The sequence below is a fragment of the Trinickia dinghuensis genome, from assembly GCF_003367175.1.
Lineage (GTDB): Bacteria > Pseudomonadota > Gammaproteobacteria > Burkholderiales > Burkholderiaceae > Trinickia > Trinickia dinghuensis.
Map to the genome: position 1 here is coordinate 289,445 of NZ_QRGA01000001.1, position 25,491 is coordinate 314,935.

Genomic DNA, 25,491 nt, shown 5'->3' on the forward strand with positions numbered 1-25,491 from the left:
GCGGCCAGATGCGCAGGGTGGGCGGGGCGAGAAGTTGCCGCAGAACCTTCGACGTATCGAAACTGAGGAACTAGTAACCAATCGCGAGGCCATCCCGGCGGCCATCCGAGCCGCCAAGAAAGACGCCTCTTGCTCGATCAACATAAATAGCATGACACGTCCCGAGCGGATTCTCCGCGGAGGAGACCTTGTGCCCACGGCGTTCGAGATCATTCCTCACCGTTTCGGGTACAGTTCGTTCGACCTCGAAGGAGTCGCCCCGAGCGAACATTCGTGGAAACTCGATGGCCTGCTGAACGGACATACCGTAGTCAATGATGTTCGACAGGATCTGTATCTGACCGGTGGGCTGGAAATGGCCGCCCGTCACGCCGAATGACATCACTGCGTCGTCGCCCTTCGTGAGCAGCGCAGGAATGATGGTGTGCATTGGGCGCTTGCGACCCTCGAGCACATTGGGATGCCCATAGTCCAGGACGAATCCGCATCCCCGGTTGTGTAGAAGTACTCCGCTCTGCGGTGCTACTAGGCCACTCCCAAAATCATCGAAGATAGAGTTGATGAACGAAACGACCATGCCGTCTTTGTCGGCGACCGTAATGTAAACGGTATCGCGGTGTTCGGGCACAGGTAGCGGTATTAAATGAGTGATACGGGTGTTCGAATCGAACGCTCCGGCGAGCCTTGTTAGATAGGCTGTGGAAAGCATCGTTTCGACGTCAATACGACCGAATGCGGGGTCACCGATAAATGAGTCCCGCTCCGCATAAGCGAGCCTCGACAACTCAGCCTGAAGATGAAAACGCTCGCCTCCGAGCGGATCCAACGTCGAGATATCGAACTGATCAAGCATCCCAGCGATCTGCAGGGCTACTACTCCCTGCCCACCCGGCGGGCACTCCCAAAGCCGGTAGCCGCGGTATTCAACAGAAATGGGATCAACGTATGTCGGGGAAAACTCGGCAAAATCGTCCAGCGTGTGCGTGCCCCCGAGGCGCCGCAGAAAGGCGACAATATCCTCCGCAACCGAGCCGCTATAGAACCCCTCCGCACCCCGTCGGGCGATTGTCCTGAGCGTACATCCAAGTTTTCTGTTGCTGCGGCGGTCGCCAGCTTGAGGCGCTATCCCATTCCCCATGAAAAGCTCAGTTGCCTCCGGTGTCGCCGTCATCTTTGCTGTTTGCCGTGCCCAATCGCGCGCCAGTCGCTCCGTCACCACGTATCCGGACTCGGCAGCTTCGATCGCCGGCACCAAAAGCTCGGCAAAGGAACGCGTTCCGTAATCCACCAGCAGACGTTCCCAAGCGCCAACAGCCCCAGGAACCGTGACCGCGAGCGGACTGGACGGAGGAATCGCGCCCAAGCTCGATCTGCGGGCCTCTTCGACATTGACGTGTTGCGGGGCCCATCCACTTCCATCGAGTGCAATTGGGCTGTGACCAGGTCTCTTCAGCAGGGCAAAGCAATCACCACCGATACCGGTTTGGGTGGGCTCAACCACTGCGAGCATCCCGGCAATCGCCACGGCAGCATCCACAGCGTTGCCACCGGATCGCAAAATATCCAGCCCAGCCATAGCCGCCTGAGGATTCGACGTCGCCACCATTCCCGACGTGCCTATAGCGACGGAACGGCCTGGAATCTGAAAATCACGCATACTTCGCCTACCTCACACTAGTTCGGTCGCGGCGGTAGCCTGCTACCGCCGCATTTGGAGATCAATGAACAAATTTATCGATGATCGACGTCACGCCACTGATAAGGCAGATCACGCCGACGGCGACGATAAGCAGATTTGTCGGACGGCCACTGTACTTCTTCAGAGAGTCAATCTTTCTAAACGCGTATAGCGGAAGGAAATAGACGACAAAGACGCTCACCGGGACCAGCGCAACCGTGATGAGATCAATGATGTTGAGGTTATAGATTGCAGACGCCGTTGTAAGAAGGAATACCAAGAGCACGACGAAGCGAGAGAAATTCGGGCTGTGGAGCTTAGCCTCAGGGATCTTGAACAACGTCTTCCCAAAAGTTCGCACGCTTTCCTCGGTTGCCAAAAAGTGCGCGAGAAACGACTTGATCATGGCGGTAAACACGATCAACTGCGATGCGAACGCGAACAGCGGCGTGTCAAATTTTCTGGCCAGAAACGACAGGACCGTGAGATTGCTCGCTTTCACCTGGGCCAGCTCTGCCGGCGATAGCGCGAAGATGCAGCTCCACGAGAAGAACAACATGGTTGAAACTGCAAGAAGCGTAGCGACGAACATGATCTGGGAGACCTTGCGCTCCGCGTCCACGCCGTATTGCCGCTTCTGCGCGACCACGAAGCTAGACGTGATCGATGTAAAGCTGAACGCAAACACCGCAAGCGGTAGGCCCTTCCAGGTATTGATCGCAAGCGTGCCCACACCACCGAAGTTTGATGTTGTCGCCAACATCGCTCCATTCCAATGCGGCATGGTCATGAAGCCGAAAATCACGATCGAAATGATGAACGGCGCGACGATGTAACCCATCGCTCGCACGACTACGTTCGTTCCGTATCGGGCAATCACCATCAGGAGGCCCACCGCTATCGGCGCCACAACCCAACGCGACAACCCGTTGTAGTGAAGTTGTACGCGTGCGAAGTCGATGACGGTGTTCGTCATGGCAATCGTATAGATCATCATGCCCGGGAACACCGTCAGGAAGTACGTGGTGGTCAAAAATTTTCCCCACCCCTGGCCGAAGTACTCGATGGTCGTGTCGAGAATGTTGCCGTCGTGACCATCCCGCTCCGATCCCGCGAGAACATATCGGGAAAGAGCAAGGTATGGGAAATAGGTAATCGGGAACGCCAGCAACGAAAGAATCAGCATTGGCCAGAAGCCGTGTAGGCCGAGCACGACCGGCCAAAACAGTGAACCTCCCCCGACCGAACAACCGTAAATCCCGAATACCCACAAAGTGTCATGCCGGCTCCAACCTGAGCGGCCAGACATAACACTTTCATTTGTCGTACTTATCTCCATCACTAGCTCCTCAGCGGCGAGCGTCCGCAGTGTTCTGCGGATTCGTGTAAACAGGTGCTATGGCGGTCAGAAGCCATGCAGGTCCACCGATCCTGAATGCCGTGGGCAATACAAATCCGACCGGAGGATGGGGGAGATCGTATGCAGCGCAGGTCGGAGAAAGGAATCTGAATCAGGCGGTGAAATGAGCTTTTTTCTCGTCGCAGATACGTTCCGGTGACTTTTTTTTAGGGACACCTCGCAACCGACCACCGGGCGGGTGTCTCGCTCGCAGAAGGTGCCAAAGCACAAGATACGTGTCGTTTACCCGAGCCGAAACGGTTTATTTGTAGGCGTGGGTCAGAAGATTTTTTCTTTCGAATCCCGTCGTGAATTAGCTCAAAAATTGATGCCGACCGACCGTAACATTTGACGACATATTCGACGGGCGGGACGCATGCCCACCTAGGCCATCTGAAAGTGGAGCGAGAACATGTTTGTTGTAAACAGCCGCGCGGAGCGACTTCCCTATCCTGCATCACAAAGAGATCTTTTGTCGGTTGAGAAGGCTCAAGAAAGCCGCAGATGGCTGTCCAATTGGGAAGGCATCGCAAGCGGCGTGACCCCGCTTTATACACTCCCCGATCTTGCGCGGAAGTTGGGGGTGGCCGAGCTCCTCGTCAAAGACGAATCCGTGCGCTCGGAACTAGGTAGCTTCAAGGCACTAGGAGCCCCGGTCGCGCTGGTGCGTCTCATCATGCGCTTGCACTCCGAAGCCTCGATGGACGCGGTTGCGTTATTCCAGGGCGCCTATCAGTCTTCCCTTCGTGACTTTACTGTCGTTAGCGCCACTGACGGTAACCACGGTAAAGGGCTTGCCGCGGCGGCGCGAAGCATTGGCTGCAAATGTGTGATCGTCTTGCACGCAAATGTCAGCGTTGAGCGTGAGGCGGCCATCGCTGCATACGATGCCGAAATTATCCGGATTACAGGCAACTACGACGAATCTGTTGCCGAGGCGGCTCGATTGGCCGAGCACCATGGATGGCATGTCGTTTCCGACACGTCCTATGAAGGCTACGAGGTCATCCCGCGCGACGTGATGCAGGGCTACGGAACCGTCGCCGCAGAAATTGTAGAGTCCTGCGGAAAGGATGCGGACGCTGCCCCCACGTTCACTCACGTCTTTTTGCAGGGTGGTGTTGGCGGTCTCGCAGCCGGCATCGTCAGCTACCTGTGGGAGGTGTACGGCGAGAGGCGCCCGACAGTGGTAATCGTCGAGCCCGAGCAGGCAGACTGTCTCTATCAAAGCGCCATCACCGGCGCACCGGAAAAGGCAACCGGGTCGGTCGATTCCATCATGGCAGGGCTGGCCTGCGGCGAAACGTCTCCGATTGCGTGGCGTTTCCTCCTGCAAGGTGCCGACTACTTCATGACCATCAAGGACAGTGATGCGGTGCTCGCAATGCGGCTCCTTGCAAGGGGCTCGGAAAGAGACGTTCCCATCGTGTTGGGTGAGTCCGGTGCCGCAGGCCTTGCAGGGCTTGCCGCCCTCAACGACAACTCGGATGCTCGACGTCTGATCGGTTTGGACATAAACGCGAGGGTGCTGGTGATCAACACGGAAGGCGCCACCGCGCCCGCCCTCTATGAGAGCTTGGTTGGTGAAAGCGGAGATGAGGTGCTTGGCAGGCAACTCGCCTGGGAGAATTCCGTAACAGCCTGATCTGCAGGCATACACGTCTTTTCAAGTACACGAAGCGAGACATTGAATGAACACTACCGTTGGCACCCGCGATGAAGCGATCGCTGCCGCTATCGCCCAATACGATTCCGGCAAGTTTTACGCGGACCTCGATCGTCGCGTTGGCTATCACACAGAGAGTCAGGAACCGACACAAGCCGCACAACTCCACGCCTATCTGAACGACGAGATCGCGCCGGCGTTGCAACGACTTGGTTTTTCCACCAAGCTAGTCAACAACCCCACTGATCACGATGCGCCGGTCCTGTTGGCCGCGCGACATGAGGGCGATCACCTCCCCACGGTGGTCACGTATGGGCACGGCGACGTCGTGCGCGGCTACGACGACCAATGGAACGCTGGCCTCGAGCCGTGGAAAATCGTGGTGGAAGGCGATCGATGGTATGGCCGAGGCATTGCCGACAACAAAGGGCCGCACTCAGTCAACCTCGCAGCCCTCGAAGCGGTCATTGGTGCACGGAACGGAAACCTCGGTTACAACATAAAGGTCATTTTCGAGACTGGAGAAGAGGTTGACTCCCCAGGTCTCAATTTGGTCTGCGCGGCAGAAAGGAAGTATTTAGCCGGCGATCTATTTCTCGCGTCCGATGGCCCCCGCGTATCCGCTGAACGCCCGACCGTGTTTCTCGGTTCGCGCGGAGAATTGAACTTCGATCTCGAAGTCAATCTTCGCGACGGCGGTCACCACTCGGGTAACTGGGGCGGAGTTCTTCGCAACCCCGCCGTTGTGCTGTCACATGCGATCGCCTCGCTCGTGGATGAAAACGGCCGTATCCTCGTTGACGGACTGCTCCCGCCACCTATCCCTGATGTCGTACGAGAGGCCCTTGCAGACATCGAACTCGGCAAGGACGCGAATGCGCCTGTCATCGATCCCACGTGGGGACAACCGGGCCTGACTGCCGCAGAACGCGTGCTCGCATGGAATGCCGTTGAAGTGTTGGCCTTCAAGGCCGGCAACCCCGACGCTCCGGTGAATGCGATCCCCCCCACCGCGAGGGCCCATTGCCAGTTGCGTTTCGTGGTCGGCACCGACTGGGAAAACGCACAAAAATATCTCGACGAACATCTCGCAAAACATGGCTTCTCGCATGTGAAGGTGATCGTCAAGCCGGGCGTGGCGGCCACGCGGCTAGAGCTTGACGACCCCTGGGTCGACTGGACGCTGTCGTCGATGCAAACTACCACCGGCAAGAAACCTGCATTGATCCCGAATCTCGGCGGGACTGTGCCGAATGCAATCTTCGCGAAAACGCTTGGACTCCCGACCATCTGGGTGCCGCATTCCTATCCGGCATGCTCCCAACACGCGCCGAACGAGCACTTCCTCGGTTCTCTCGGTCGTGAGGCTTTGGCACTGATGGCGGGATTGTGGTGGGATCTGGGCGATCAAGGTCTCGCCGTCATGGCAAAACGCAACCAGCGAACCCAATCACAGCGGTAGTCGACTTGATGGCCGCTTCGGACCGAGGTGGCCATCAGCAATCACCGTTTGATCGTAGATGCTGATTCAAATGCAACAGAGTTAGGATGACACGCCCTCGCTTCTTCCCCGACAACTTCACGCTCACTCTCGTAGGCACTGTAGCGCTTGCGAGCGTTCTTCCCTGCCGCGGCGCGACGGCACATGCCTTCAACTGGGCGACTAACATCGCTGTCGGACTACTATTCTTTCTGCACGGTGCGAAGTTGTCACGGGAGGCAGTCGTCGCCGGCGCGACGCATTGGCGCTTACACATCGTCGTACTGCTCAGCACCTTCGCGCTCTTTCCGCTTGTGGGGCTGGCATTGAGACCGATCCTGCAACCTCTTGTTACACCGGCGCTCTACGCAGGCGTGCTGTTCCTTTGCACGCTGCCGTCGACGGTGCAGTCATCGATTGCTTTTACATCGATCGCGAAGGGTAACGTCCCTGCTGCCGTCTGTTCCGCATCGGCATCAAGTCTCCTCGGGATCTTCATTACACCACTGCTAGTCGGGCTGATAGTCGCGTCGCAGACGAGTGCGGGGGGATCCCCATGGGGCACTATTGGAAGCATTGTCATGCAACTGCTCGTACCGTTCGTCGGCGGGCAGGTGTTGCGCCCGATCATAGGAGGGTGGACCGACCGCAACCGCAGCGTGCTGCGATTTGTAGATCAAGGGTCGATTCTGCTGATCGTCTATGTCGCGTTCAGCGAGGCCGTCAATCAGGGACTCTGGCATCAGGTTCCGCCTACTGCACTAGGCGGTCTGATCATCGTCAATATCATCTTGCTCGCCATTGCGATGTCCGCGACTATCGTCGTGAGCAAGCGGCTTGGGTTCAACCGTGAAGACCAGATCGCCATCATCTTCTGCGGCTCGAAAAAGAGCCTTGCCTCCGGGGTACCAATGGCCAAGGTGATCTTTGCCACCCATGCGGTTGGCGCGATCGTGCTGCCACTGATGCTATTCCATCAGATCCAGTTAATGGTTTGCGCGGCGCTCGCTCCGATGTGGGGCGCACGCGAGATGCACACTACCGAGACTCGCGGTACGTCCCCGCAGGATCTAATCGATGCGAGCGATCCCTAAACGGCCGCAGGCGTGACTTCAGCTACTCGTCGCTAGCCGCGACCGGTACCTGCAATCCGACTTTGACGCGGTTCATGCTGACCAATGTTTTGAATCGCTTGACATTGTCGTTAGAAAAGAAAAGCTTCCTTGTCAGCAAGTTGAATTCGTCCATATGCCGCACAGAGAAAATTAAAACGAAATCCCATTCTCCGGCAACGTAATAGCACTGCTGAATCTGCGGGCATAGTTCGAAAGAGCGCTTCATAACGTCAAGAACATCAATCTGCTCGCTTTCCACTTCGATCGTACAAATGACTGTAAGTGGATAACCAACCTTTTCCGGCGCGACGATTGCAGTGTACCGGTCGATCACACCCTCCGCGGCCATTTTTCGCAGTCTGCGATTCACAGCAGCCGGAGAAAGATTCACACGCGTTGCCAGCTCGCTTTGAGATGTCTGTGCGTCCTGCTGGATCTCTCCAAGCAGTTTGATATCGAAATTGTCGAGCATGATGGCTATCGGGCAAAAAGGGAGAATCATCGCCCGGCTTATGCCGGGCCAATGCCGGGAGCATCTGGATAGCACCATTGGCGTTGTGTGGCTCCTCACACCGAGCTCGAATCAAACGCGACCATCTCCTCGCGAGCCCCATGCCTCGCGCATGCTACCGTAGCTCATCGCATTATATTGCATGCAAAATTCAAAATGCAACGACGAGACCTAAAAAGCACCCAAACGTCGAGCCTCTCTGTGTAAGCGCGTCGCGAATGGGGTCTTGACGACGGGATATTGGTCTTCTGTTGCCGTTGTGAAGACGGCCAACCGCGTTGCAGCCTGCCCCCATTTGTCGACGGGGCGTCTGAGCGTTCCGCTCTGGGCGATTGCCAAAATTTTGAAGTCGAAGCTGTTAGATCAGACTCTTTGTTGGAATTCCTCGATGAGAATTCTTCTTAAAACCATACCGATAATAAATAAATATTAACCTCAACATCGGAATAAGCTCTTCTCGCCAAGTGTCCTTTTCCAACTAATGCGTGAGACCCGACATCGCTATGAATCGCCCCCACATACTCCATCTCCTCACCCTCGCAGCACTTGCCACATCGACATCCGTTACACATGCAGACACGCTCGTCAAAATTGGCCAGGTCTCCCCCCTCACCGGCGAATTGGCACATATCGGAAAAGACGATGAGAACGGGGTGCGACTCGCAATCGAAGATTTGAACAGTAAGAATCTGCGCATCGGAATCTGCGCATCGGTGGTCAGGCAGTACGGTTCGAATTAGACTCGCAAGACGACGCTGCCGACCCCAAGACAGCTGTCACCATGGCGCAGAAGCTCGTCGACGACCACGTAGTTGGTGTGGTGGGCCACGCCAATTCCGGCACTTCGATTCCTGCGTCTCGGATCTACGCCGAGGCTGGAATTCCGATGATTACGGAGTCGGCAACGAACCCCTTGCTTACCCAGCAGGGTCTAAAATCCGTATTTCGGATGGTTGCCAATGATATCCGTCAAGGCTCAGTCATCGGAACGTATCTTGTCCGCGACTTAAAGGCGACCAAGGTTGCTATCGTCGACGACCGAACGGCGTACGGACAGGGCCTCGCTGACCAGATCGCAAAAGCAGTGAAGTCCGCCGGCGGCACAGTCATCGACCGAGAGTTCGGTACCGATAAAACGACGGATTGGATGGCCATTCTCACGACGATGAAAAATCGTCGCCCGGACGCCATTGCGTTCACCGGTGGCGATACGCAAGCAGCCTCATTTGTCCAGCAGATGCAAAGGCTTGGTATGAACGTCAAGTTCATTGCCGGCGACGAGGCGTGCACGCCGCAATTTATCGCGCTTGGAGGTTCGGCTATGACTAGCAACATGTATTGCACGCTTGCAGGTGTCCCTCCCTCGCAGATGCCACAAGGGGCCGCATTTTTCAAGCGGTTCGAGCAGCGGTTCAAGACGCCAGTGCAGCTCTATGCGCCGTATGCATACGATGCCGTAATGACGATGGCCGCGGCCATGCAAGCAGCTAACTCGACCGACCCCAAAGCTTATCTTCCAAAATTGCGGACGGTGAAGTTTGACGGCGTGACGGGCCTCATCCGATTCGACGACGCTGGCGATATTGAAAATGGCGCCATCACAGTACGACAGTTCGGGCGGAAGGTCTGGAACGATAAGTCGGTGGTTCGATAGCCACCGAGGCGCCGCCGCAACACGACGTCGTGGGCGAAATTAGGGAGGAAGTCTGCCGAACCCACGGCGTCGATTGCGACTTTCTAGCCGGCCTCCGCGCTATGCATTCGCGAGTGCTACGCGCGCAACCTCCGCAAAGTAACGTGCGCCGATCTCAAGAATGTCATCGTTGAAATCATAAGTGGCATTGTGCAGGGGCACGCCGCCCTTCTCTGATGTCTCGCCATTGCCAATAAAAATAAAGTTGCCTGGCACGACATGGAGAAAGGCGCCGAAGTCCTCCGAAATCATCATCGGCTGCACGTTCGCATCGACGTCTTGAGCGCCGACTACGCGGGTGGCGGCAGCGACGGCAGTATCCACGAATCTGGGCGTGTTCACCGTTGGCGCGAATTCGCGCGTGTAACTGAAACCACATTCAACGCCGTGTGTACGGCAAATACCCTCGCTGACCTCTCGCATTCGAGTCTCGAGAAGTTGCTGAACCTCGGGCAGATAGCTGCGTGTATCGCCTTTTATCGTGACGGTAGATGGGATCACATTCCGGAGACCGTCGGTTGTAATTTCGGTGCAGGAAATGACGGCGGACAGACTGGGGTCGAGGTTGCGCGACACGATCGTTTGCAGGGCAAGCACGATTTGCGACGCGATGACAATCGGGTCCACTCCCATATGAGGCCGCGCGGCGTGCGTACCACGCCCTCGGATCTCGATGAGAAAATTATCTTCGCTAGCCATGATACCGCCGGCGCGCGTCGCGAAGCTCCCGGCGCGCATGCCGGGCATATTGTGCGCGCCGAAAATCGCATCAACCGGAAAACGCTCGAACAATCCATCGGCCATCATCGCCTTCGCGCCGCGCCCGTGCTCTTCGCCCGGCTGAAAAATAAAGCGAACTGTTCCGTCAAAATCGCGTTTCTCGGACAGCAAACGTGCCGCGCCCAATACCATCGCCATGTGACCGTCGTGTCCACACGCATGCATCTTGCCATGTGTGCAGGATGCATACTCTCGATCCGAGACGCTCTCAATGATATTGAGCGCATCCATGTCGGCGCGAAGTCCTATGGCTCGGGATCCGGTTCCTACCTTAAGATCGGCTACGACCCCGGTACCGCCGATGCCGCGGTGAACGTCGAGGCCAAGCTGTTCGAGAACGTTCGATACGTAGTCGGAGGTCTTGAATTCTTCGAAGCCGGTTTCTGGATAGCGGTGCAGATGGCGTCGCCAGCCTTTCAGTTTTTCCTGCAGCGGGCGCCCCGTCTCGTCGAGCATTTCTGTCGCGAACGTCATGTTAGTTACCTCGCAGTAGTCGCGCTGAGGAGCCACTCACGCTGTCGAGCCATCACCGCTTCGGCAGCCTCCCCTACTATTTTCGTATATGCCACAGGCGCGGTCGCTCCCTCGGTATTGATGACCAATACGCGAGAGGTTGCATCGAGTCCTACCGTACGAGCCAACTCCGCGTCTTCTGTCAGCCGCATTAGCCCGGCGAACCCGGCCGCGCCGGATTCGCCCACGACCAGTGGAGCATCTCGCTCCGAGCCCGCAGCCAACGTTCGCATGGCCGCGATCGCATCGCCATCGTCGATCGTCATGAAGTAGTCGATGCACGGCTGGAGGAACTTCCAGGCGAGCGGAGAAGCCTCGCCGCACGCAAGCCCAGCCATAACAGAGTCGACCGATCCGGTCGCAACCGTCGCCCGGCCCGCGATGGCGCTCTGATAGAGGCAATCCGCCTGTCGAGGTTCGACCACTATGAATGTTGGCCGCTCGGCACCATAGTGCTCCCAAAGATAGGTTGCAATGCCGGCGGCCAATCCCCCAACGCCACCTTGAAGAAACACGTGGGTGAGCGGAGACCTAGCTGGCGTGCTCTCAAGTTGAGACAAGATCTCCGCCGGAATGACGCCATAGCCTTGCATCACGTCGCGTGGAACCGCTTCGTACCCGTCATATGAGGTATCCGATACAACGTGCCATCCGTTCGTACTGGCCATCTTCGCGGCGTGCTCGACAGATTCGTCATAGTTTCCCGCGATCCGAATGACCTCGGCACCGTATGCCGCAATGGATTTTTCGCGTTCGACACTCACGTTGGCATGAAGAACTATGACGCATCGGCACCCCATGGCCTTCGCCGCGGCTGCAAGGGACTTTCCATGATTTCCATCGGTCGCGCTAATGACCGTCAGACTCGACACCATGTCGGCGTACTGGCCTTTGATGAGCGCTTTGGGATCGAGTGCAGCTTCAGAACGCCAAAGGCGAACGATCAAACGCATCAGCGCGACAGGTGCGCCCAGCGCTTTGAAGCTTCCGAGAGGCGAGCGGAAGGACTCGTCTTTAAGATTGACCTGCGCGACTCCGGCTCGCTTGGCAGCATCCGGCAAATCCCACAGCGGGGTGACCGAACGGTTGATTTGATCCCAGTGCGAGAGCCAAGCACCGCTCTCTCGAGCGGCCTTCATGCTCATGATCTTCCGAAGTTCCTCGGGGTAAGGGATGCGAGACGATCGGGAGTTGACGATCAGCATGATTGCGTTGCTCCAAAGAATAGGCCTACCACAGTCGGTTGTTGTGCACACCGCAAAAGCACTTGTCGCGTTTGCACTTGCCGAGCACAATAATATTTCAGCTCAACGTTTATTTCGTCTCTATTCAGGCGACGAATTTGCAAGAAAATTTCTCTCCTCGACATACCGGAACGGCTATGAGCACCTCCCTCGATTCGTTTGATCGCAAGCTGCTCATGGAGCTTCAGGAGAACGCCCAGATCCCTCAGAATGAGTTGGGCGCGCGAGTCAATCTGTCGACCGCGGCGGTCAATCGACGTCTTCGACGTCTGAGCGAGGCCGGCATCATCGAACGATATGCTGCGATCGTTTCGCCGGATAAGGTGACGTACAACCTCACCATCATTGCCACTGTCGAGGTTGAGAGCGAGCAGCTCGATCACCTTGACGCGATGAGGCGCAGCTTCACGCAGTGCCCTCAAGTGCAGCAGTGTTACTACGTAGCGGGAGAGTGGGACTTCGTTCTGATTTTTACCGCGCGCAGCATGGACGAGTACACGGAACTCACGCGGCAGCTCTTTCTTTCTAACAACAACATCAAACGGTTCAAGACGCTGGTGAGCATGAGCCGAGTAAAGGTTGGCCTCAGTATCCCGATCGATGTTGACGAGTGATGCCCAGTTGGCAGTCGCCTGGGGTTTGGGGGCGTCCTCGCACGCGGTTGAAGAAATAAAAGACCGCGGAGTGATAGCAAACTGCAAAAAAATTTCGTCAACTGCACGACTATAGATATTGCCGCGAGCGGCACCGTGTCTATCATTGATCCAACCGCGACACCAACGAGGGAATGGATCAGTATGAGTAAGGATTTGAGCTTCACGATCGATGAATATCGCGCCCGGCTTCTCGCTGTGCAGAAGGAGCTTGTAGAGCGCAAGATTGATTTCGCCATTGTGGATGAGCCGGAGTTGATGGCTTGGTTGTCGGGCTACGCGACAACGGAAAATCTCTGGCGTGCGTGCGTAGTGCCTGCATCGGGCACACCATTTCTTCTGATACGAAAGCTGGATATAGCGCCGGCCAAGGAACGTAGCTGGTTTGAAGAGTACGTCGGCTTTGCCGACTGGGAAGATCCGCTCGCTCTCCTTGTCCGGACACTTCGCGAAAGCGGCGTTGCGATGAGTCGCGTGGGTGTCGATTTCCAGTCTCAGTCTTTCACCGTGGCGCGGATGAATGATCTTCGAAGACTCCTCCCTTCGACCGACATCCTCGATCTCGACAGATCTCTGTGGGACTTGCGGCGCTGCAAATCCAGCGATGAGATCGACCTGATGCGACGCGCTTCCACCCTTGTCGACCAACTGCTTGAGCATACAGTGGCGGCGATTGGAGAAGGTACACTTCCTCGGCTCGTCGCGGCAGAAACGGCAGCCCAGGCGTATAGGCTCGGCTTCGATGACGGCTTCATCGGTCCCATCACGGTGGCTACGAGTTGGGACTCTCTGCATGGTTTTCTTCCGGAGCAGCCGCTTGCGAAGGGCGATATCGTTCATATCGAATTGCTGCCGCGGTTGAGGGGCTATTCGGCCCGCATCATGCGATGCGCTGTGATCGGACAGGCCAACGAAAGCCAAAAGCGGACAACAGCACAACTTGCCGAACTGCAAGACCGACAGATCGAGGCGATGAAGCCGGGAGTTCGGGCCTGCGACATCGATCGCATCGTTCGAGACGGCGCACTCTCGTTGGGACTTCGAGAGTCCTACGAAAACATTACCGGCTACACTCTTGGATTGACGCCGATCGTTACGCAAAGGACTAGCGATCTTTATCGTTGCTTCACCCCAAACGCTCATTGGGCTCTCGAAGCGGGCATGGTCTTCCACGTCTATACATCTGCGGCCGGAATCGCATTGAGCGAGACGGTGGTCGTGACTGAAAAGGGGGGAGAACGGCTCACACGATCACCCCGCATCCTGTTTGAGAAATGACAGGATGGAGACGCGAGGTGCACCTGCCTCGCGTCATCGGCGACGCGTCCGCGTCACGCGCAAGCATCGGACGGGGCGGCGAGTGCGGCCCAAGTCGTTGCCCAGCCTGCCAGCGTCGTCGCCCAACATGCGGGCGTGCCCTCTGGACCCGAGAACTTATGTTCACTGTGTCACACCAGTAGCCTTGGCAATCGCTTCATCCGTCGGCTCTGCAAGATGATATTTCTTCAGGAGAGACTGATATTCGCCTTTCTTCTTCATCTGAGCTATCGCCAACTCGATCTCAGCCTTAAGCTCGGTATTGCCCTTTTTCATCGCGAGCCCGCATACCACCGGATCGAGCGGCCCAACCGAGGATATCTGAAGGCGTCCGCCCGAGCGCTCGACGATCATGCCGGAGATCGAAACGTCTTCATATTGAGCATCCAATGCACCGGACAGCACAGCTTGCGCCGTCTCAGCGGATGTGTCGTATTCGTGCACCTGTACAGCCGGCTTGCCGGCCGCAACGCAAGCTTTATCGGATACGTTGTTGATGAACTTGATCCATGCGGCACCCTTGATCGAGCCGACCTTTTTACCGCACAGGTCCGCTACCGTTTTAGGCTTGAGAGTGCTTGACGAGCTAACCATGAGCGAACCGCCGGTCATGAAGTACGGCACAAAATCGACCACCTTCGTACGCTCCGGCGTGACGTATAAAGCGGATGCAACGATGTCGTACCTATCGCCCGTCAGCCCCAAAATCAAGTTTGCGAAGCGCGTATCTACAAACTTCGGCGCAGCGTTAATGTAAGACGCGACCTTCGTTACGAACTCGGGATCAAAGCCGGCCGGCTTGCCGTGATCAAGGTATGTATGCGGCGGCAGCGTCATGTCACTACCAACAGCAAGCACACCCGGCGTCAGCGTTGCGCTCGCAGAGGCGACGCAAGGGATAACGCATGCGGCACATACGGCAGCCAGCGAGAGCAAGCTTACCAGTGAGCGATTCTTCATACCGAACTCCAGGCGTGGTCTTGTGGTGGTGACGGCGTGAGCGTTCTGCCAAACGCTTACTCGAGCGAAATCAGCAGGGTGGACAGCACTTCCGCCACAGACCGATCATCGAAAAAGGGCGCTTGACAACGACAGTTTATTTCGAGGGTCGCGTTATTTATTATTTATCTCAGGCCTCAAAATGAGAGAAATTCTCTCCAGCTCACCCCTTGCAACGCCGGCCGGAGGTAGACGACCTCACGATCCCGACGATCGTCAGCGGGCAGTCAAAACCTTCCTGCGCTAACCCTCATCGACGGCCAGCAAAGCCAGGAGCCCAACATCGCCGCCGCCCCTTGTTCGGGAGGGCCACCGACAAATTCAACCAATCGGTACATTCAGCGTTGCCTTGACTCTCTCCATCGCCACAAACGTCCGAAAGCTGCGCACGTTCCCCGCCGCGAAGAATAGCGTGCGGGTCAGTGCCGTGTACTCAGCCATATCTCGAGTGCAAAGAATCAGGATGAAATCAACGTCCCCCGTCACGTAGTAGCACTGCTGCACCTGCTCGCAAGCTTTGAAACGGGCACGCATTTCGTCTAGCAGTTCAATCGCTTCATTTTCGGCGCAAACATGCGCTATCACGGTTACACGTGTGCCCAGTGAGTCTGGGTTCAATACGCTGCGATCCGCGGCAATCACGCCGCTAGAACGCAACCTCTGCAGGCGCCTCGCAACTGACGGTACGGACAAATTAATCTGCTGACCTATCTCGCGGTGAGGCGTCTGATTGTTCTGCTGGACGATTTCGAGAATCTTCAGATCAAATTCATCGAGTTCGAAGGCCGGGCGAAGTTTTGGCATGATGAGAATTTTTCTCGTTTTACCGAACTTAATAGATAACTTTTAAAGCTTATCTCGCAATAAACTTTCTTCGTCAAGCGTTATACCACACCGGCCAGGCGAGTTCGGGTTTCCCCTCTAACCGCTAATCAGCCCACAAAGCGCTTGTCTTCAGCGTCACAACGTGACGGGCCGGCGCTAGCGTCGCCGTTTGAGAGACCACACTAGGAGTTCTGCATGAAAAATCGATCGTTGGCCGGTTCGCTGTCGCTCGCGGCCATTTCCGTTGTCTGCATGTTCATCAGCGGCACCGCAATGGCAGCGGCCACACTTGTTCCGGGCGTGCTTTCCGTGGGAAGCGACATGACTTTGCCGCCCTACACCTATTCCGACCACGGTAAGCCGAGCGGCTTCGACCCAGAATTCATCGGAGCGGTGGCGTCCTACATGAAGGACACGTCGAAATTTGTGGACACGCGATTCGCAAATCTGATCCTCGGCATCACGGGCAATCGCTACGACATCGTGGCATCCGCGTTGTATGTGACGCCTGAGCGTGCGAAGGTCGTCGACTATGTGCCGTACTTCATGACCGGGGGATCGCTGATGGTCAGCGCGACCAGCGGGCTGAATCCGAAAACCGTTGGGGATCTTTGTGGAAAACGCATCGGTTCGATCAACGGCGCGGCCTGGATTAAGTTTATAAACAATGCATCGGATAAATATTGCGTCGCTCAAGGCAAACCGGCTGTGCAGGTTCGTGAATACGACACATCCGCGGAAACGGCCCAAGCGGTCCTGTCCGGCGGTGTCGACGCCCAATACGAAGACGTCTCAATCGCGGGCATGATCGTCGAGCGCTCGGGCGGTCGCCTGAAGGTCACCTCGAATGGTCCCCTTGATCCCGTGGTGTGCGGCATCGCGCTGAGGAAGGGCAACGCAGAGCTGAAATCGCAAATCGAATCGGCGATCGCGCAAATGAAAAGCAAGGGTGAATACCAAGCTTTGCTGAAGAAGTACCACGTAACCGCCCCCACCGATGTGGAAGTCGCCAAAGCTTTGGGAACGGCACAGTAAAAGCCCAACGCGGTTACTAGAGATATCGGGCTACATTGTAGGAGACACAAATGACTTTCGACTGGCGTTATGCCCTTTCACTTCTGACCTATGCGGACTTCTGGACGGCCGCCTGGCTAGTCATCAAGCTCAGCATTGCAAGCTGGCTGATCAGTATCGTGGCCGGCTTCGTGCTTGCGCTCGGCAAGCAATCGACATGGCGCCTAGTCGCATGGTTCTGCCGCAGCTATGTATGGTTCTTCCGCAGTCTCCCTCTGCTCGTACTGCTAATTTTCGTCTACAACATCCCCCAAATGGTTCCGTGGACGGGGTCGTTTTTCTCCAACTCCTTTTGGGCAGGACTGATTGCCCTAGCGTTGAGCGAAACAGCCTACGTCGCGGAAATTCATCGCGGTGGACTTGCAGGCGTTCAGCGGGGACAACTCGAGGCAGGCAAAGCGCTCGGAATCGGATATTTTGGACTCCAACGCCTCGTTGTCTTGCCACAGGCCTTTCGCGTTGCGCTGCCGGCACTGATCAACGAGTACATCAGCATCGTGAAGCTCACGTCTTTGGTGTCCGTAATCTCGCTCGAGGAGATCCTGCTTGTTGGCGAGCGCCTTTACACGCAGAATTTCAAAGTACTCGAGACAATGCTCGCTGTTGCGATGTATTACGTGGTGATCGTTACCGTTTTCGGCTACTTGCTCGGTTGCCTGGAAAAGCGTCTCGATTTCACCCGGCGAAGTGGTGACATCCACGCCAATGAAGCAGCCATCTCAGAAACCGTCGTGCCGATTGAGGCGGCGGCGGAATTGCGGAAACCACTACCGGCAATTGAGGCGGTCAACGTCCACAAGCACTATGGCACGCATCACGTACTCAAAGGCATTGACTTGAAAGTTATGACGGGGGAGGTTGTCTCTGTCATTGGCCCGTCCGGCTCGGGAAAAACATCGCTTATTCGCACTCTAAACGGTCTGGAGGTGCTCGACGACGGCAACGTCCGTCTCAACAGCAAGCCGTTTTTGTCGAGCCACAAGTCGGCTCTCAGCCGCGAAGCGCGCTCCGCCTACCACGAAGGCATTCTCCATGTCGGAATGGTCTTCCAGAGCTTTAACCTCTTCCCTCATCGAACCGTGCTTGAAAATGTCACGCTCGCACCCTCGTATCACGCCAAGATGAAGGGCGATATGTTGGAACGCCATGGCATGCGACTTCTCAACAAGGTCGGCATGGGCGCCCACGCGAACAAGTATCCGCACCAACTCTCCGGTGGTCAGCAGCAGCGCGTTGCAATTGCCCGAGCGCTCGCGATGGAGCCGTCAATCGTCTTGTTCGACGAGCCCACTTCCGCACTTGATCCTGAACTCGTCGGCGAGGTGCTGCACGTGATTGAAGACCTCGCCCGCGAGGGTATGACGATGATCATCGTGACTCACGAAATCGACTTTGCAATGAAGGTCTCCAACAGAGTCCTGTTCATGGAGGGAGGCATTGTTGCACACGACATGTCTCCGGCCGACTACCAGTCGATGCCACGCGACTCGAGAGTCGGTCGATTCCTAAAGGGTTATCGAGTCGAGCAAAGCGCAACTGCGTGATCGTAGTGGAGGAGATAGCTGAAAATGAATGATCTTTCGTTTCCTAATTGCGAATTTGAGAACCGGGCGGCGCGGGTTCAGGCCAGCATGCGCCATAGGGAACTCGATGCCCTGGTGCTGACTGCTCCCGCCAATTTTCGCTACTTCACGGGTTTGGACAGTCAGTTTTGGGAGAGCCCCGCCCGCCCGTGGTTCCTAGTCATTCCAGCCCAGGGCTCGACCATCGCGGTGATTCCAGAAATCGCCGAAGTTGCGATGAAGCAATGCGTTGCCGGCAGCATCAAAACTTGGCCGTCGCCGCGGCCTGAAGACGAAGGCGTGACGTTGTTGGCTTCCGTGCTCGAAAGTGTGCCGCGGCGCTTCGCCAAGATCGGCTTTGAACTTGGTCGAGAGTCATTTTTGCGGATGCCGGTGCTTGATTTTCTTCGCCTACGCGATTTGTTGAGCGGTGTTCAAATTGTCGACGGCGCGCCGTGCATCTGGGAAGTGCGGAACATCAAATCGAAAGCCGAGATCGAGAAAATTCGGCTCGCGGGACACATCGTAAGCCACTCCTTTGAAGCGGTGGCTTCTTACGCGAGCAAGGGAATGACCGAGGCTGAGGTTTGCCGCAGTCTAACCGTGGATATTCTCCAAAAAGGCGCTCACAGCGTGCCCTATGTCGCTTGTGCTTCAGGACAAGGGGGCTACGACCAGATCATTGCACGAGGTGGGCAACGCGAGTTGCGTGATGGAGACGTGCTCATCATCGATGTTGGTGCGACCGTGGACGGTTATTTCTGCGACTTCGACCGCAACTACGCCGTCGGCAAGGTTGCCGATCGAGCAATGCGCGCCAATGAAGCAGTTTGGGATGCGACGGAAGCTGGAATCAAGGCGGCAAGGTCAGGGGTGAAAGTTCGTGATCTTTGGCAAACCATGATGCGGGTACTTCATGCGGCCGGCATGCGCGGCAATAACGCAGGCCGCCTCGGGCATGGACTCGGGCTACAGCTTACCGAGCCCCCATCGAACTGCGAGGCTGACGAAGCCATGCTTGAGCCGGGGATGGTGATCACGATCGAGCCTGGAATGGAGTATGAGGAGGGCAAGCTGATCGTTCACGAAGAAAATATCGCGATCACCGAAGACGGCTTTGCCGACGTGCTGACAATCAGGGCGCCGCGCGAGATGTGGCGGCTCAGCTAGCCTCATCGTATATGAGAGTTCTTATCGCCGAAGCTGAAGAGCGGGTCGCCCACAACATGAAGGCGGCACTACGGCACGCTGGATACGCTGTGAATCGCGTATCCAGCGGATTGGTGGCCGACACCGTTCTAGCTGCCGAAACGTTCGACTTGCTGATCCTTGATCTCGATCTTCCGGGGATGCCTAGCGTGCAGGTGCTCAATCGACTGCGCGCGAGAAACACGCGTCTACCGGTACTCGTTTTAAGCCGAACATGTGACGTAGAAGCCAAAGTACGCGTGCTGGATCTTGGTGCGGATGACCACATGCCCAAGCCGTTCGCCTTGAAAGAATTGATGGCACGCGCTCGGGCTCTTATTCGACGAGGCCGCTGCGGACGTCCGAGCGCTATAGAGCGCGGCGCACTATCGTTCGATCAAGTCGACCGTTGCGTGACGTTGCATGGCCGTCCTCTCAAATTGTCTGCTGGGGAGATCGGACTTCTCGAGATCTTGATCCAGCGCAACGGCCGGTTGGTGTCGAAACAACAACTGATCGACCTTCTTTATGGACGGGACCGTAGCGTCGGTCAGAATGCGGTCGATGTTTCCGTGCATCGTCTGCGAGCAAAAATTCGGGCTAGCGGAGTTTGCATCACAACGATGCGAGGAGTTGGCTACTTTTTGGAGAACACCAAGTCGAGCACGGTTGCTGTACCTCGATGAAGGCTTCCAATGCTGTGTGCCAAGTTCGCCCGGCAGGCCTTTCAATGAGTTTCAACCACAACCGTCGACAAAGGGAATTGTCTCCGGACAGTTAGTCGGCTTAACGGAACAGGGCGGATAGCCAAGATGATGGTTCATCTCGCCGCCCAGCGCGCGCTCGCTCAGCGCCTTCTCGAGCACCAGATCTTCTTCGCCTCGGGAGGTGGATTTTCGTTGTCAAAATCGATCTTCCATCCGGTACGCGCTAAAAATAATGCTTGCATGGTGTTCCGCACTCTCCATGTGTAACCCGGTTGCGCAAAGCGTCCGAGCGTGACCGCTGGGAAAGCTGCAGCGCTCTACCAGCGTTGGATGCTGTCGGAGCGTGGCAGAGAACTTGAAACAAGCCGCTTTGCGAAACCAGCCGCACCTTGACGATGACATGCCAAAACGAGGCCCGGATTGAGTATGGTCTCGCTCCAGTTGCTTTCCCGCAAACCAAGATCTCCCTTCTATGCTTAGTCGAATCTTCGGTAATAAATCAGAAACGTCACACAGCGACTCATCTTCAGATCACCAGCGATCAACGGCCGGCACGTCGACACGGCACCCCTCGGGCATCTCACCACGGGACGGTGCGCTTGGTGGGCTCCAGCCTCGAAGATCCCAGGTCAGGGATGACGATGGCGCCACCAGTAGCTCGCTTTCACCTCCGCCTTCGCCGGACAGCTGGCCGAGCCGCGCGTTGCGCCTCCATGGATCCCCCTCGGATGAACTCTACCGCCTTGGGGAAAGCATCAGACTGCAGACAGCCGCGCGCGCTAGAAGTGCAGACTTTTACTTCGCGCCCGGCGAATTGACTGACCGGGACCGAATGCCGTATCGGCAGTTGGAGAGGTCGCATGCCGACTTGTTCGCAAGCAGCGAAATCCGAGAGGTCCGTGGATCTCCCGATCAGCCGAATTACCCTATCAAGGATGTTGACCTCGACGAGTACGAGGTAGTCAATGCCAGCACCAGCGGATTTGGTGGGATTGGGACGACGGCCCTATCTACCTGTATCGCTGTGTGCGCACGAGGGTGGAATGCGCACGGGCAAGCAATCCTCGGGCTTCACCACTATGACGGGCGCGCCGAAGCGTCGGAAGTCTTGCACCACCTCGACAGCAAGATGAGAAATGGTGGTGCCGTCCAGCGACAATACTATCTGGTTGGGGGGATGATACTTCCTGCCGGGCACCCGGGTAGTCTGAGCGCCGAGAGGGCATTACTCTCATTGCGCGGGCACTACGATATTCGCGGTGTGCGACTTCATCAGCTTGAAGGAGAGTACGACGAGCATGGGGAGGAAAACATGCTTCACGTGCTGATGACTTCTGATCGTATTCTTTTCTCGAAGAACATTCTGTATCAGAGCGATGACTAGAGCACTCGAGCGATTCCCGCCAGCGGTCAGTGCCAGCTCATCAATAGGTTGGCGGCGGTCTTCCCCCGTCGCCACGTAAGCCTCAACTCGACCTTTAAAGCGGAAGACGAAGTGAGGCCCATCGTTGCCGGGTTCGAAAGATCATCGGAATCCGAACAGGTGGCAAGCGATGCCTCGTCGTATCGGGCGAGGCTCAATACAGATGCGGAGCACTCGCCGAGCTCAAAATTCAACGGCCAAAGCTCGCTTTCATAGCCTGCTCCAGATCTTCCCGTAGATCATCGGTATTTTCGAGACCGATCGAAAAGCGGACCAGATGGCCCTCATAGCAGCCCTTTCCGCTGCGAATGCTCGGCAGATCGTACGGCATAACCAGACTCATTGGCCCTCCCCAAGACAGGCCGATTCCAAACAGCTTGAGGCGGTCGCAGAAGGAATCGACCTGTGAAGAGGCATAGCCGCTCTTAAAGAGTACGGAAAAGAGTCCTGCCGCGAGGCTGCAATGCGACGCCCAATGTTCATGTCCAGGGCACGAATCCAGCGCTGGGTGAAGTACCTGCCCGATGGCCGGTTGGCTCGCCATCCATGTGGCCAGACTACGCGCGCTCGCGTCATGTAAATGGTAGCGCGCCTCAAGGGTCGGCAAGCCACGCAATACGAACTCCACGTCGTTCGCTCCGACGCCCATGCCCAAGTCGAGATAGGCAATGCGAAGTCGCTCGTGAAGGGCGTCGTCATTCGTCGTTACCGAGCCCATCAGTACGTCGGCACCACCAGACGGGTATTTCGTCAGTGCATGGATGCTGATGTCGACGCCGAGCTCGAAAGGCTTAAAGGCGACACCGGCTCCCCACGTATTATCGAGCGCCACTACCACTCCATTTTCTTTCGCAATCGCTACGAGCTTGCGAAGATCGGGAAACTCCATGGTGATGGAGCCTGGCGCTTCCATCCATACCAGTTTCGTTCGCGGCCCCAGCTTGCGCTCTAGATCCGCGGGATCCATTGGGTCGTAGCACTGATGCGTGATACCTAGAGGAGGCAAAGTCGTACGGGCGTGCCGCAGAGCCGGACCATATACGTTGGACGGCAGCAACAATTCATCACCCGCCGCAAGCAGGCCAAGATTGACGAGGGCGATCGCGGCCTGTCCACTCGGCCCCAACAGGCAGTGACGTGCCCCTTCCAGTGCACACAGACGCTGTTCCAAGATGTAGGTCGTGGGCGTTCCATATAAACCGTAGCTGTATCCGTCTCGCCGGCCGAACGCCCTCATACGCTCGCGCACAGTGACGGCATCGGGAAACAGTACCGTCGACCCTTTGAATACACCGGGTGGAACCGCTTGATAGCCGACGGGGGGGAAGTAATCGTCGTGAATCAGTTTGGTGCTCAGATTTTTCGGCATAACCTGCTCGCGTTGAAGCGTGAAATCAGTAGTTGACGGAATGTTCAGGAGGCGGAAACGACAACCGAATGAATTTCATTCCGCGCGGATGCGTCCGGTTGGCCGGCGCCATGCGCATCGAAGCACCGGCACGAGAGCTGATGCTCGCCCGCAGCGGGAGTCCAATGGAAGCGGAAATGTTGCCAGCCGAAGTCGCGGCGCTCATCTAGTTCCGCCTCGGCCCAACTTTGCCTTCCGTCGACACTAATTTCGACCCTGATGACCCCGGCATCGGCCCATGCCCACCCTTCGATACAGATCTGGCGATCAGAAGTCACCGAGTCGTTATTGGCTGGCGACACCACCACGCATTCGGGGGCGATCTGCCAAACAGGCCGCGAGCCGGTGGGTGTGAGATCGTTGTAAAAGCGGGTCGTATATGGGCCAGGAGCACGTGTGCCGGCGAGCGTAATCCTACCTAGCCATTTCACAGAGTTTGTCCCATACCATCCTGGTACAACCAGCCGAACGGGCCCCCCACGCTCAGCACGCAACGGCCTTCCGTTCATTGCTACGGCAAGAAGCACTTCAGGTGCAAGGGCCTTTTCGATCGGAAGATCCTTGACGAAAGGCTGATTCTGGATACCCGCAAACTCGCCCCACTCCAGTCCTTCGCTCCACACGTATGACGCTTCCTGCTCTATGCCACATGCATGCAGCACATCGGATAGCCGTGGTCCAGCCCAGACAACGTTGCCAACTCGACGCTTAGCTTCCAGGGGCGTCAATGGACTACCCGCACATTCGTGAACTGAAGTCACTTCGTACTGAGGTAGAGAAAGGATTTGTTCGAGGGTAATTTCGCATGGTCGCCGCACCATTCCGTCAACTCTCAAACACCACGCGCTAGGATCAATCTCGATGAGCGCCATGTGGGTGACGATGAAGAGTTTTTCATCGTCCGTCACATACTCTGTCAATGCATGGACCCCGCGGTCAGGTACCTGCAACAGATACCCCGCGTGCGTGATTCGAACGGTGTCGCTCGCTTTCATGATTCCTGTTACCTTTCAGGCCAGGGGAAGGCCGACGCGCAGCTTCGCAGATTAATAGCGCGCCCGAATTCCGTAAGCAATCGCGCTTACACGATCATCCGAGCGCAGTTACGTCAGGATCGGACGACGTCGATGAAGTTATGCGCTCGCTCCACCTGACGGGCTCCTGTCGAGTTCGGTCGACGGTCAGAGAAAAGACGTCATATCGGTTGTAGTAGCCGACCACGTCATGAAACTGCTTCGGCTCAACGCAACGACCAAGATCGAACTCGGCATACGCAATGCCCTCCTCCTCGCATAGGAGATCCCCAAGCGGCGCACCCGTCGGATCGACGAACATTGTCGCTGCTCGAGGCGACCCATCAAGCACGGCAGCGGCCCCGGCGTCGCGGTCAACCAGAAAATCGCGCATCGAGGTATCCATGTAGCCTGCACAGACGATCCCAAACGCCTTCGCCTCGAACGAGTGCGCGCCCGCGCGCAGCCTATTCGCGGCGACGTTGTCGTAATTGCCGCCACTCGCCGGGCGGCGCGTCGGCCAAAGCGCAGGCCAGCTTGAAATATGAATCTGCTCGCCTTGCGCCATGAGGGCGTATCTGGCAAGTGGGTTCGTGTTCTCGCCGCAGATCAAGCCCCCGATGCGCCCAATTTGAGTCTGCGTGACTTGCAGGCCCGCCCCATCACCCGCTGCCCAAACGAGCTTTTCGTAGAATGTCGGCACGAGCTTACGATGATGATTGACAATCACACCGTGGTCGTCGATGAGTACGCTCGAGTTCCACATGCAACCGACGCTTGCACGCGAGCGTTCACTGAACCCGAGCGACACGAAAACCCCGCAACGCCCTGCTTCGGCTGCAATCCCTGCGATTTCAGCCCCATCGACGTATAAGCTCTCCTCAGTGAAGCGCTCAAACAGATCGTGATTGTCGATCGGAGCCCACAGCGACGCCCATACAGGAAATGCCGGCACGAATGACTCGGGAAACGCTACGAGCTGCGCACCATTTCGGGCAGCCTCCCGGATCAGCGAGAGCGCCTTCGCGACCGTCGCGCGTCGATCGAGAAACACCGATGCCACATGCGCGGCCGCAACTTTGACGACGGGAAGACTGGACATGAGTCGGACTCTTTAAGTGCGCTGTTTTCAGTGATCGAGGCCGACGGTGGACATCACCGCGCCTCGATCACAGTCTATGCAGCCGGACGCGCTCGCAGAAGTGGAAAAGAATCACTAGCCTGTGCAAATTTGCACAGCCAC

The 25,491-nt window shown here is 56.8% G+C and carries 22 protein-coding genes; 12 read left to right on the forward strand and 10 right to left on the reverse strand.

Annotation, left to right across the window (positions count from 1 at the left end; translation table 11 throughout):
- Nucleotides 1-70 precede the first annotated feature (70 nt).
- Both ggt and DWV00_RS01290 read right to left on the reverse strand, forming a co-directional pair.
- Entirely contained in the window at nucleotides 71-1,657 is a 1,587-nt protein-coding gene (gene ggt, locus DWV00_RS01285; RefSeq protein ID WP_115531724.1) for a gamma-glutamyltransferase, read from the reverse strand.
- Between the two features lie 61 nt (nucleotides 1,658-1,718).
- On the reverse strand, nucleotides 1,719-3,017 hold the full coding sequence (locus tag DWV00_RS01290) for an SLC5/6 family protein (RefSeq protein ID WP_245964669.1): 1,299 nt from the start codon (nucleotides 3,015-3,017) through the stop codon (nucleotides 1,719-1,721).
- Between the two features lie 472 nt (nucleotides 3,018-3,489).
- Between DWV00_RS01290 and DWV00_RS01295 the strand changes: the two genes are divergently transcribed.
- The 3 genes from DWV00_RS01295 (at nucleotide 3,490) to DWV00_RS01305 (ending at nucleotide 7,317) form a co-directional block, all read left to right on the forward strand.
- Entirely contained in the window at nucleotides 3,490-4,722 is a 1,233-nt protein-coding gene (locus DWV00_RS01295) for a diaminopropionate ammonia-lyase (protein ID WP_115531725.1), read from the forward strand.
- A gap of 46 nt (nucleotides 4,723-4,768) precedes the next feature.
- Nucleotides 4,769-6,205 carry a M20 family metallopeptidase gene (locus tag DWV00_RS01300; protein ID WP_115531726.1) on the forward strand — a complete coding sequence of 479 codons (1,437 nt, stop codon included), beginning with the start codon at nucleotides 4,769-4,771 and terminating at the stop codon, nucleotides 6,203-6,205.
- A gap of 86 nt (nucleotides 6,206-6,291) precedes the next feature.
- Nucleotides 6,292-7,317, forward strand: a complete 1,026-nt coding sequence (locus DWV00_RS01305; RefSeq protein ID WP_115531727.1) for a bile acid:sodium symporter family protein — start codon at nucleotides 6,292-6,294, stop codon at nucleotides 7,315-7,317.
- 22 nt (nucleotides 7,318-7,339) lie between these two features.
- On the opposite strand, the gene DWV00_RS01310 is transcribed toward DWV00_RS01305, so the two are convergent.
- The gene (locus DWV00_RS01310) at nucleotides 7,340-7,810 is read right to left on the reverse strand and encodes an Lrp/AsnC family transcriptional regulator (protein ID WP_115532207.1); all 471 of its coding nucleotides are present in this window, start codon (nucleotides 7,808-7,810) and stop codon (nucleotides 7,340-7,342) included.
- An 820-nt stretch (nucleotides 7,811-8,630) separates the two neighbouring features.
- Between DWV00_RS01310 and DWV00_RS01315 the strand changes: the two genes are divergently transcribed.
- A complete protein-coding gene (locus DWV00_RS01315; RefSeq protein ID WP_425452693.1) occupies nucleotides 8,631-9,503 on the forward strand; it encodes a branched-chain amino acid ABC transporter substrate-binding protein in 873 nt (290 codons plus the stop codon).
- Between the two features lie 99 nt (nucleotides 9,504-9,602).
- On the opposite strand, the gene DWV00_RS01320 is transcribed toward DWV00_RS01315, so the two are convergent.
- Together DWV00_RS01320 and DWV00_RS01325 are read right to left on the reverse strand one after the other, a co-directional pair.
- Nucleotides 9,603-10,796, reverse strand: a complete 1,194-nt coding sequence (locus DWV00_RS01320; RefSeq protein ID WP_181885312.1) for a M20 aminoacylase family protein — start codon at nucleotides 10,794-10,796, stop codon at nucleotides 9,603-9,605.
- A 5-nt stretch (nucleotides 10,797-10,801) separates the two neighbouring features.
- A complete protein-coding gene (locus tag DWV00_RS01325; RefSeq protein WP_115531728.1) occupies nucleotides 10,802-12,040 on the reverse strand; it encodes a diaminopropionate ammonia-lyase in 1,239 nt (412 codons plus the stop codon).
- 176 nt (nucleotides 12,041-12,216) lie between these two features.
- On the opposite strand from DWV00_RS01325, the gene DWV00_RS01330 reads away from it, so the two are divergent.
- A complete protein-coding gene (locus DWV00_RS01330; protein ID WP_115531729.1) occupies nucleotides 12,217-12,693 on the forward strand; it encodes an Lrp/AsnC family transcriptional regulator in 477 nt (158 codons plus the stop codon).
- 183 nt (nucleotides 12,694-12,876) lie between these two features.
- The gene (locus tag DWV00_RS01335; RefSeq protein ID WP_115531730.1) at nucleotides 12,877-14,010 is read left to right on the forward strand and encodes a M24 family metallopeptidase; all 1,134 of its coding nucleotides are present in this window, start codon (nucleotides 12,877-12,879) and stop codon (nucleotides 14,008-14,010) included.
- 162 nt (nucleotides 14,011-14,172) lie between these two features.
- Here DWV00_RS01335 and DWV00_RS01340 read toward each other — a convergent pair whose 3' ends face one another.
- Nucleotides 14,173-15,009, reverse strand: coding sequence for an ABC transporter substrate-binding protein (locus tag DWV00_RS01340; RefSeq protein WP_115531731.1), 837 nt, complete (start codon nucleotides 15,007-15,009; stop codon nucleotides 14,173-14,175).
- A 360-nt stretch (nucleotides 15,010-15,369) separates the two neighbouring features.
- Nucleotides 15,370-15,852: an Lrp/AsnC family transcriptional regulator gene (locus DWV00_RS01345; RefSeq protein WP_115531732.1), complete on the reverse strand. Its 483-nt coding sequence runs from the start codon at nucleotides 15,850-15,852 to the stop codon at nucleotides 15,370-15,372.
- Nucleotides 15,853-16,068: 216 nt separating this feature from the next.
- Between DWV00_RS01345 and DWV00_RS01350 the strand changes: the two genes are divergently transcribed.
- The 6 genes from DWV00_RS01350 to xopAK all read left to right on the forward strand — a co-directional run bounded on the left by DWV00_RS01350 (nucleotide 16,069) and on the right by xopAK (nucleotide 21,788).
- Nucleotides 16,069-16,908 carry an ABC transporter substrate-binding protein gene (locus DWV00_RS01350; RefSeq protein ID WP_115531733.1) on the forward strand — a complete coding sequence of 280 codons (840 nt, stop codon included), beginning with the start codon at nucleotides 16,069-16,071 and terminating at the stop codon, nucleotides 16,906-16,908.
- A 50-nt stretch (nucleotides 16,909-16,958) separates the two neighbouring features.
- Nucleotides 16,959-18,491 carry an amino acid ABC transporter permease/ATP-binding protein gene (locus DWV00_RS01355; RefSeq protein WP_115531734.1) on the forward strand — a complete coding sequence of 511 codons (1,533 nt, stop codon included), beginning with the start codon at nucleotides 16,959-16,961 and terminating at the stop codon, nucleotides 18,489-18,491.
- Nucleotides 18,492-18,515: 24 nt separating this feature from the next.
- Entirely contained in the window at nucleotides 18,516-19,679 is a 1,164-nt protein-coding gene (locus DWV00_RS01360) for a M24 family metallopeptidase (protein WP_115531735.1), read from the forward strand.
- Between the two features lie 11 nt (nucleotides 19,680-19,690).
- On the forward strand, nucleotides 19,691-20,383 hold the full coding sequence (locus DWV00_RS01365; RefSeq protein WP_115531736.1) for a response regulator: 693 nt from the start codon (nucleotides 19,691-19,693) through the stop codon (nucleotides 20,381-20,383).
- 126 nt (nucleotides 20,384-20,509) lie between these two features.
- Entirely contained in the window at nucleotides 20,510-20,671 is a 162-nt protein-coding gene (locus DWV00_RS33865; protein WP_181885313.1) for a hypothetical protein, read from the forward strand.
- A gap of 565 nt (nucleotides 20,672-21,236) precedes the next feature.
- Nucleotides 21,237-21,788 carry a XopAK family type III secretion system effector gene (gene xopAK / locus DWV00_RS01370; protein WP_115531737.1) on the forward strand — a complete coding sequence of 184 codons (552 nt, stop codon included), beginning with the start codon at nucleotides 21,237-21,239 and terminating at the stop codon, nucleotides 21,786-21,788.
- 229 nt (nucleotides 21,789-22,017) lie between these two features.
- On the opposite strand, the gene DWV00_RS01375 is transcribed toward xopAK, so the two are convergent.
- The 3 genes from DWV00_RS01375 to DWV00_RS01385 all read right to left on the reverse strand — a co-directional run bounded on the left by DWV00_RS01375 (nucleotide 22,018) and on the right by DWV00_RS01385 (nucleotide 25,350).
- A complete protein-coding gene (locus tag DWV00_RS01375) occupies nucleotides 22,018-23,196 on the reverse strand; it encodes an aminotransferase class I/II-fold pyridoxal phosphate-dependent enzyme (protein ID WP_115531738.1) in 1,179 nt (392 codons plus the stop codon).
- Between the two features lie 44 nt (nucleotides 23,197-23,240).
- The gene (locus DWV00_RS01380; protein WP_115531739.1) at nucleotides 23,241-24,230 is read right to left on the reverse strand and encodes a molybdopterin-dependent oxidoreductase; all 990 of its coding nucleotides are present in this window, start codon (nucleotides 24,228-24,230) and stop codon (nucleotides 23,241-23,243) included.
- 94 nt (nucleotides 24,231-24,324) lie between these two features.
- A complete protein-coding gene (locus DWV00_RS01385) occupies nucleotides 24,325-25,350 on the reverse strand; it encodes a carbon-nitrogen hydrolase family protein (RefSeq protein ID WP_115531740.1) in 1,026 nt (341 codons plus the stop codon).
- Between the last annotated feature and the right edge of the window lie 141 nt (nucleotides 25,351-25,491).

Coding starts and splice junctions, on each gene's coding strand:
- ggt (WP_115531724.1), bottom strand. CDS start 1,657: ATGCGTGATTTTCAGATTCCAGGCCGTTCCGTCGCTATAGGCACGTCG.
- DWV00_RS01290 (WP_245964669.1), bottom strand. CDS start 3,017: ATGGAGATAAGTACGACAAATGAAAGTGTTATGTCTGGCCGCTCAGGT.
- DWV00_RS01295 (WP_115531725.1), top strand. CDS start 3,490: ATGTTTGTTGTAAACAGCCGCGCGGAGCGACTTCCCTATCCTGCATCA.
- DWV00_RS01300 (WP_115531726.1), top strand. CDS start 4,769: ATGAACACTACCGTTGGCACCCGCGATGAAGCGATCGCTGCCGCTATC.
- DWV00_RS01305 (WP_115531727.1), top strand. CDS start 6,292: ATGACACGCCCTCGCTTCTTCCCCGACAACTTCACGCTCACTCTCGTA.
- DWV00_RS01310 (WP_115532207.1), bottom strand. CDS start 7,810: ATGCTCGACAATTTCGATATCAAACTGCTTGGAGAGATCCAGCAGGAC.
- DWV00_RS01315 (WP_425452693.1), top strand. CDS start 8,631: ATGGCGCAGAAGCTCGTCGACGACCACGTAGTTGGTGTGGTGGGCCAC.
- DWV00_RS01320 (WP_181885312.1), bottom strand. CDS start 10,796: ATGACGTTCGCGACAGAAATGCTCGACGAGACGGGGCGCCCGCTGCAG.
- DWV00_RS01325 (WP_115531728.1), bottom strand. CDS start 12,040: ATGCTGATCGTCAACTCCCGATCGTCTCGCATCCCTTACCCCGAGGAA.
- DWV00_RS01330 (WP_115531729.1), top strand. CDS start 12,217: ATGAGCACCTCCCTCGATTCGTTTGATCGCAAGCTGCTCATGGAGCTT.
- DWV00_RS01335 (WP_115531730.1), top strand. CDS start 12,877: ATGAGTAAGGATTTGAGCTTCACGATCGATGAATATCGCGCCCGGCTT.
- DWV00_RS01340 (WP_115531731.1), bottom strand. CDS start 15,009: ATGAAGAATCGCTCACTGGTAAGCTTGCTCTCGCTGGCTGCCGTATGT.
- DWV00_RS01345 (WP_115531732.1), bottom strand. CDS start 15,852: ATGCCAAAACTTCGCCCGGCCTTCGAACTCGATGAATTTGATCTGAAG.
- DWV00_RS01350 (WP_115531733.1), top strand. CDS start 16,069: ATGAAAAATCGATCGTTGGCCGGTTCGCTGTCGCTCGCGGCCATTTCC.
- DWV00_RS01355 (WP_115531734.1), top strand. CDS start 16,959: ATGACTTTCGACTGGCGTTATGCCCTTTCACTTCTGACCTATGCGGAC.
- DWV00_RS01360 (WP_115531735.1), top strand. CDS start 18,516: ATGAATGATCTTTCGTTTCCTAATTGCGAATTTGAGAACCGGGCGGCG.
- DWV00_RS01365 (WP_115531736.1), top strand. CDS start 19,691: ATGAGAGTTCTTATCGCCGAAGCTGAAGAGCGGGTCGCCCACAACATG.
- DWV00_RS33865 (WP_181885313.1), top strand. CDS start 20,510: ATGATGGTTCATCTCGCCGCCCAGCGCGCGCTCGCTCAGCGCCTTCTC.
- xopAK (WP_115531737.1), top strand. CDS start 21,237: ATGCCGTATCGGCAGTTGGAGAGGTCGCATGCCGACTTGTTCGCAAGC.
- DWV00_RS01375 (WP_115531738.1), bottom strand. CDS start 23,196: ATGCCGAAAAATCTGAGCACCAAACTGATTCACGACGATTACTTCCCC.
- DWV00_RS01380 (WP_115531739.1), bottom strand. CDS start 24,230: ATGAAAGCGAGCGACACCGTTCGAATCACGCACGCGGGGTATCTGTTG.
- DWV00_RS01385 (WP_115531740.1), bottom strand. CDS start 25,350: ATGTCCAGTCTTCCCGTCGTCAAAGTTGCGGCCGCGCATGTGGCATCG.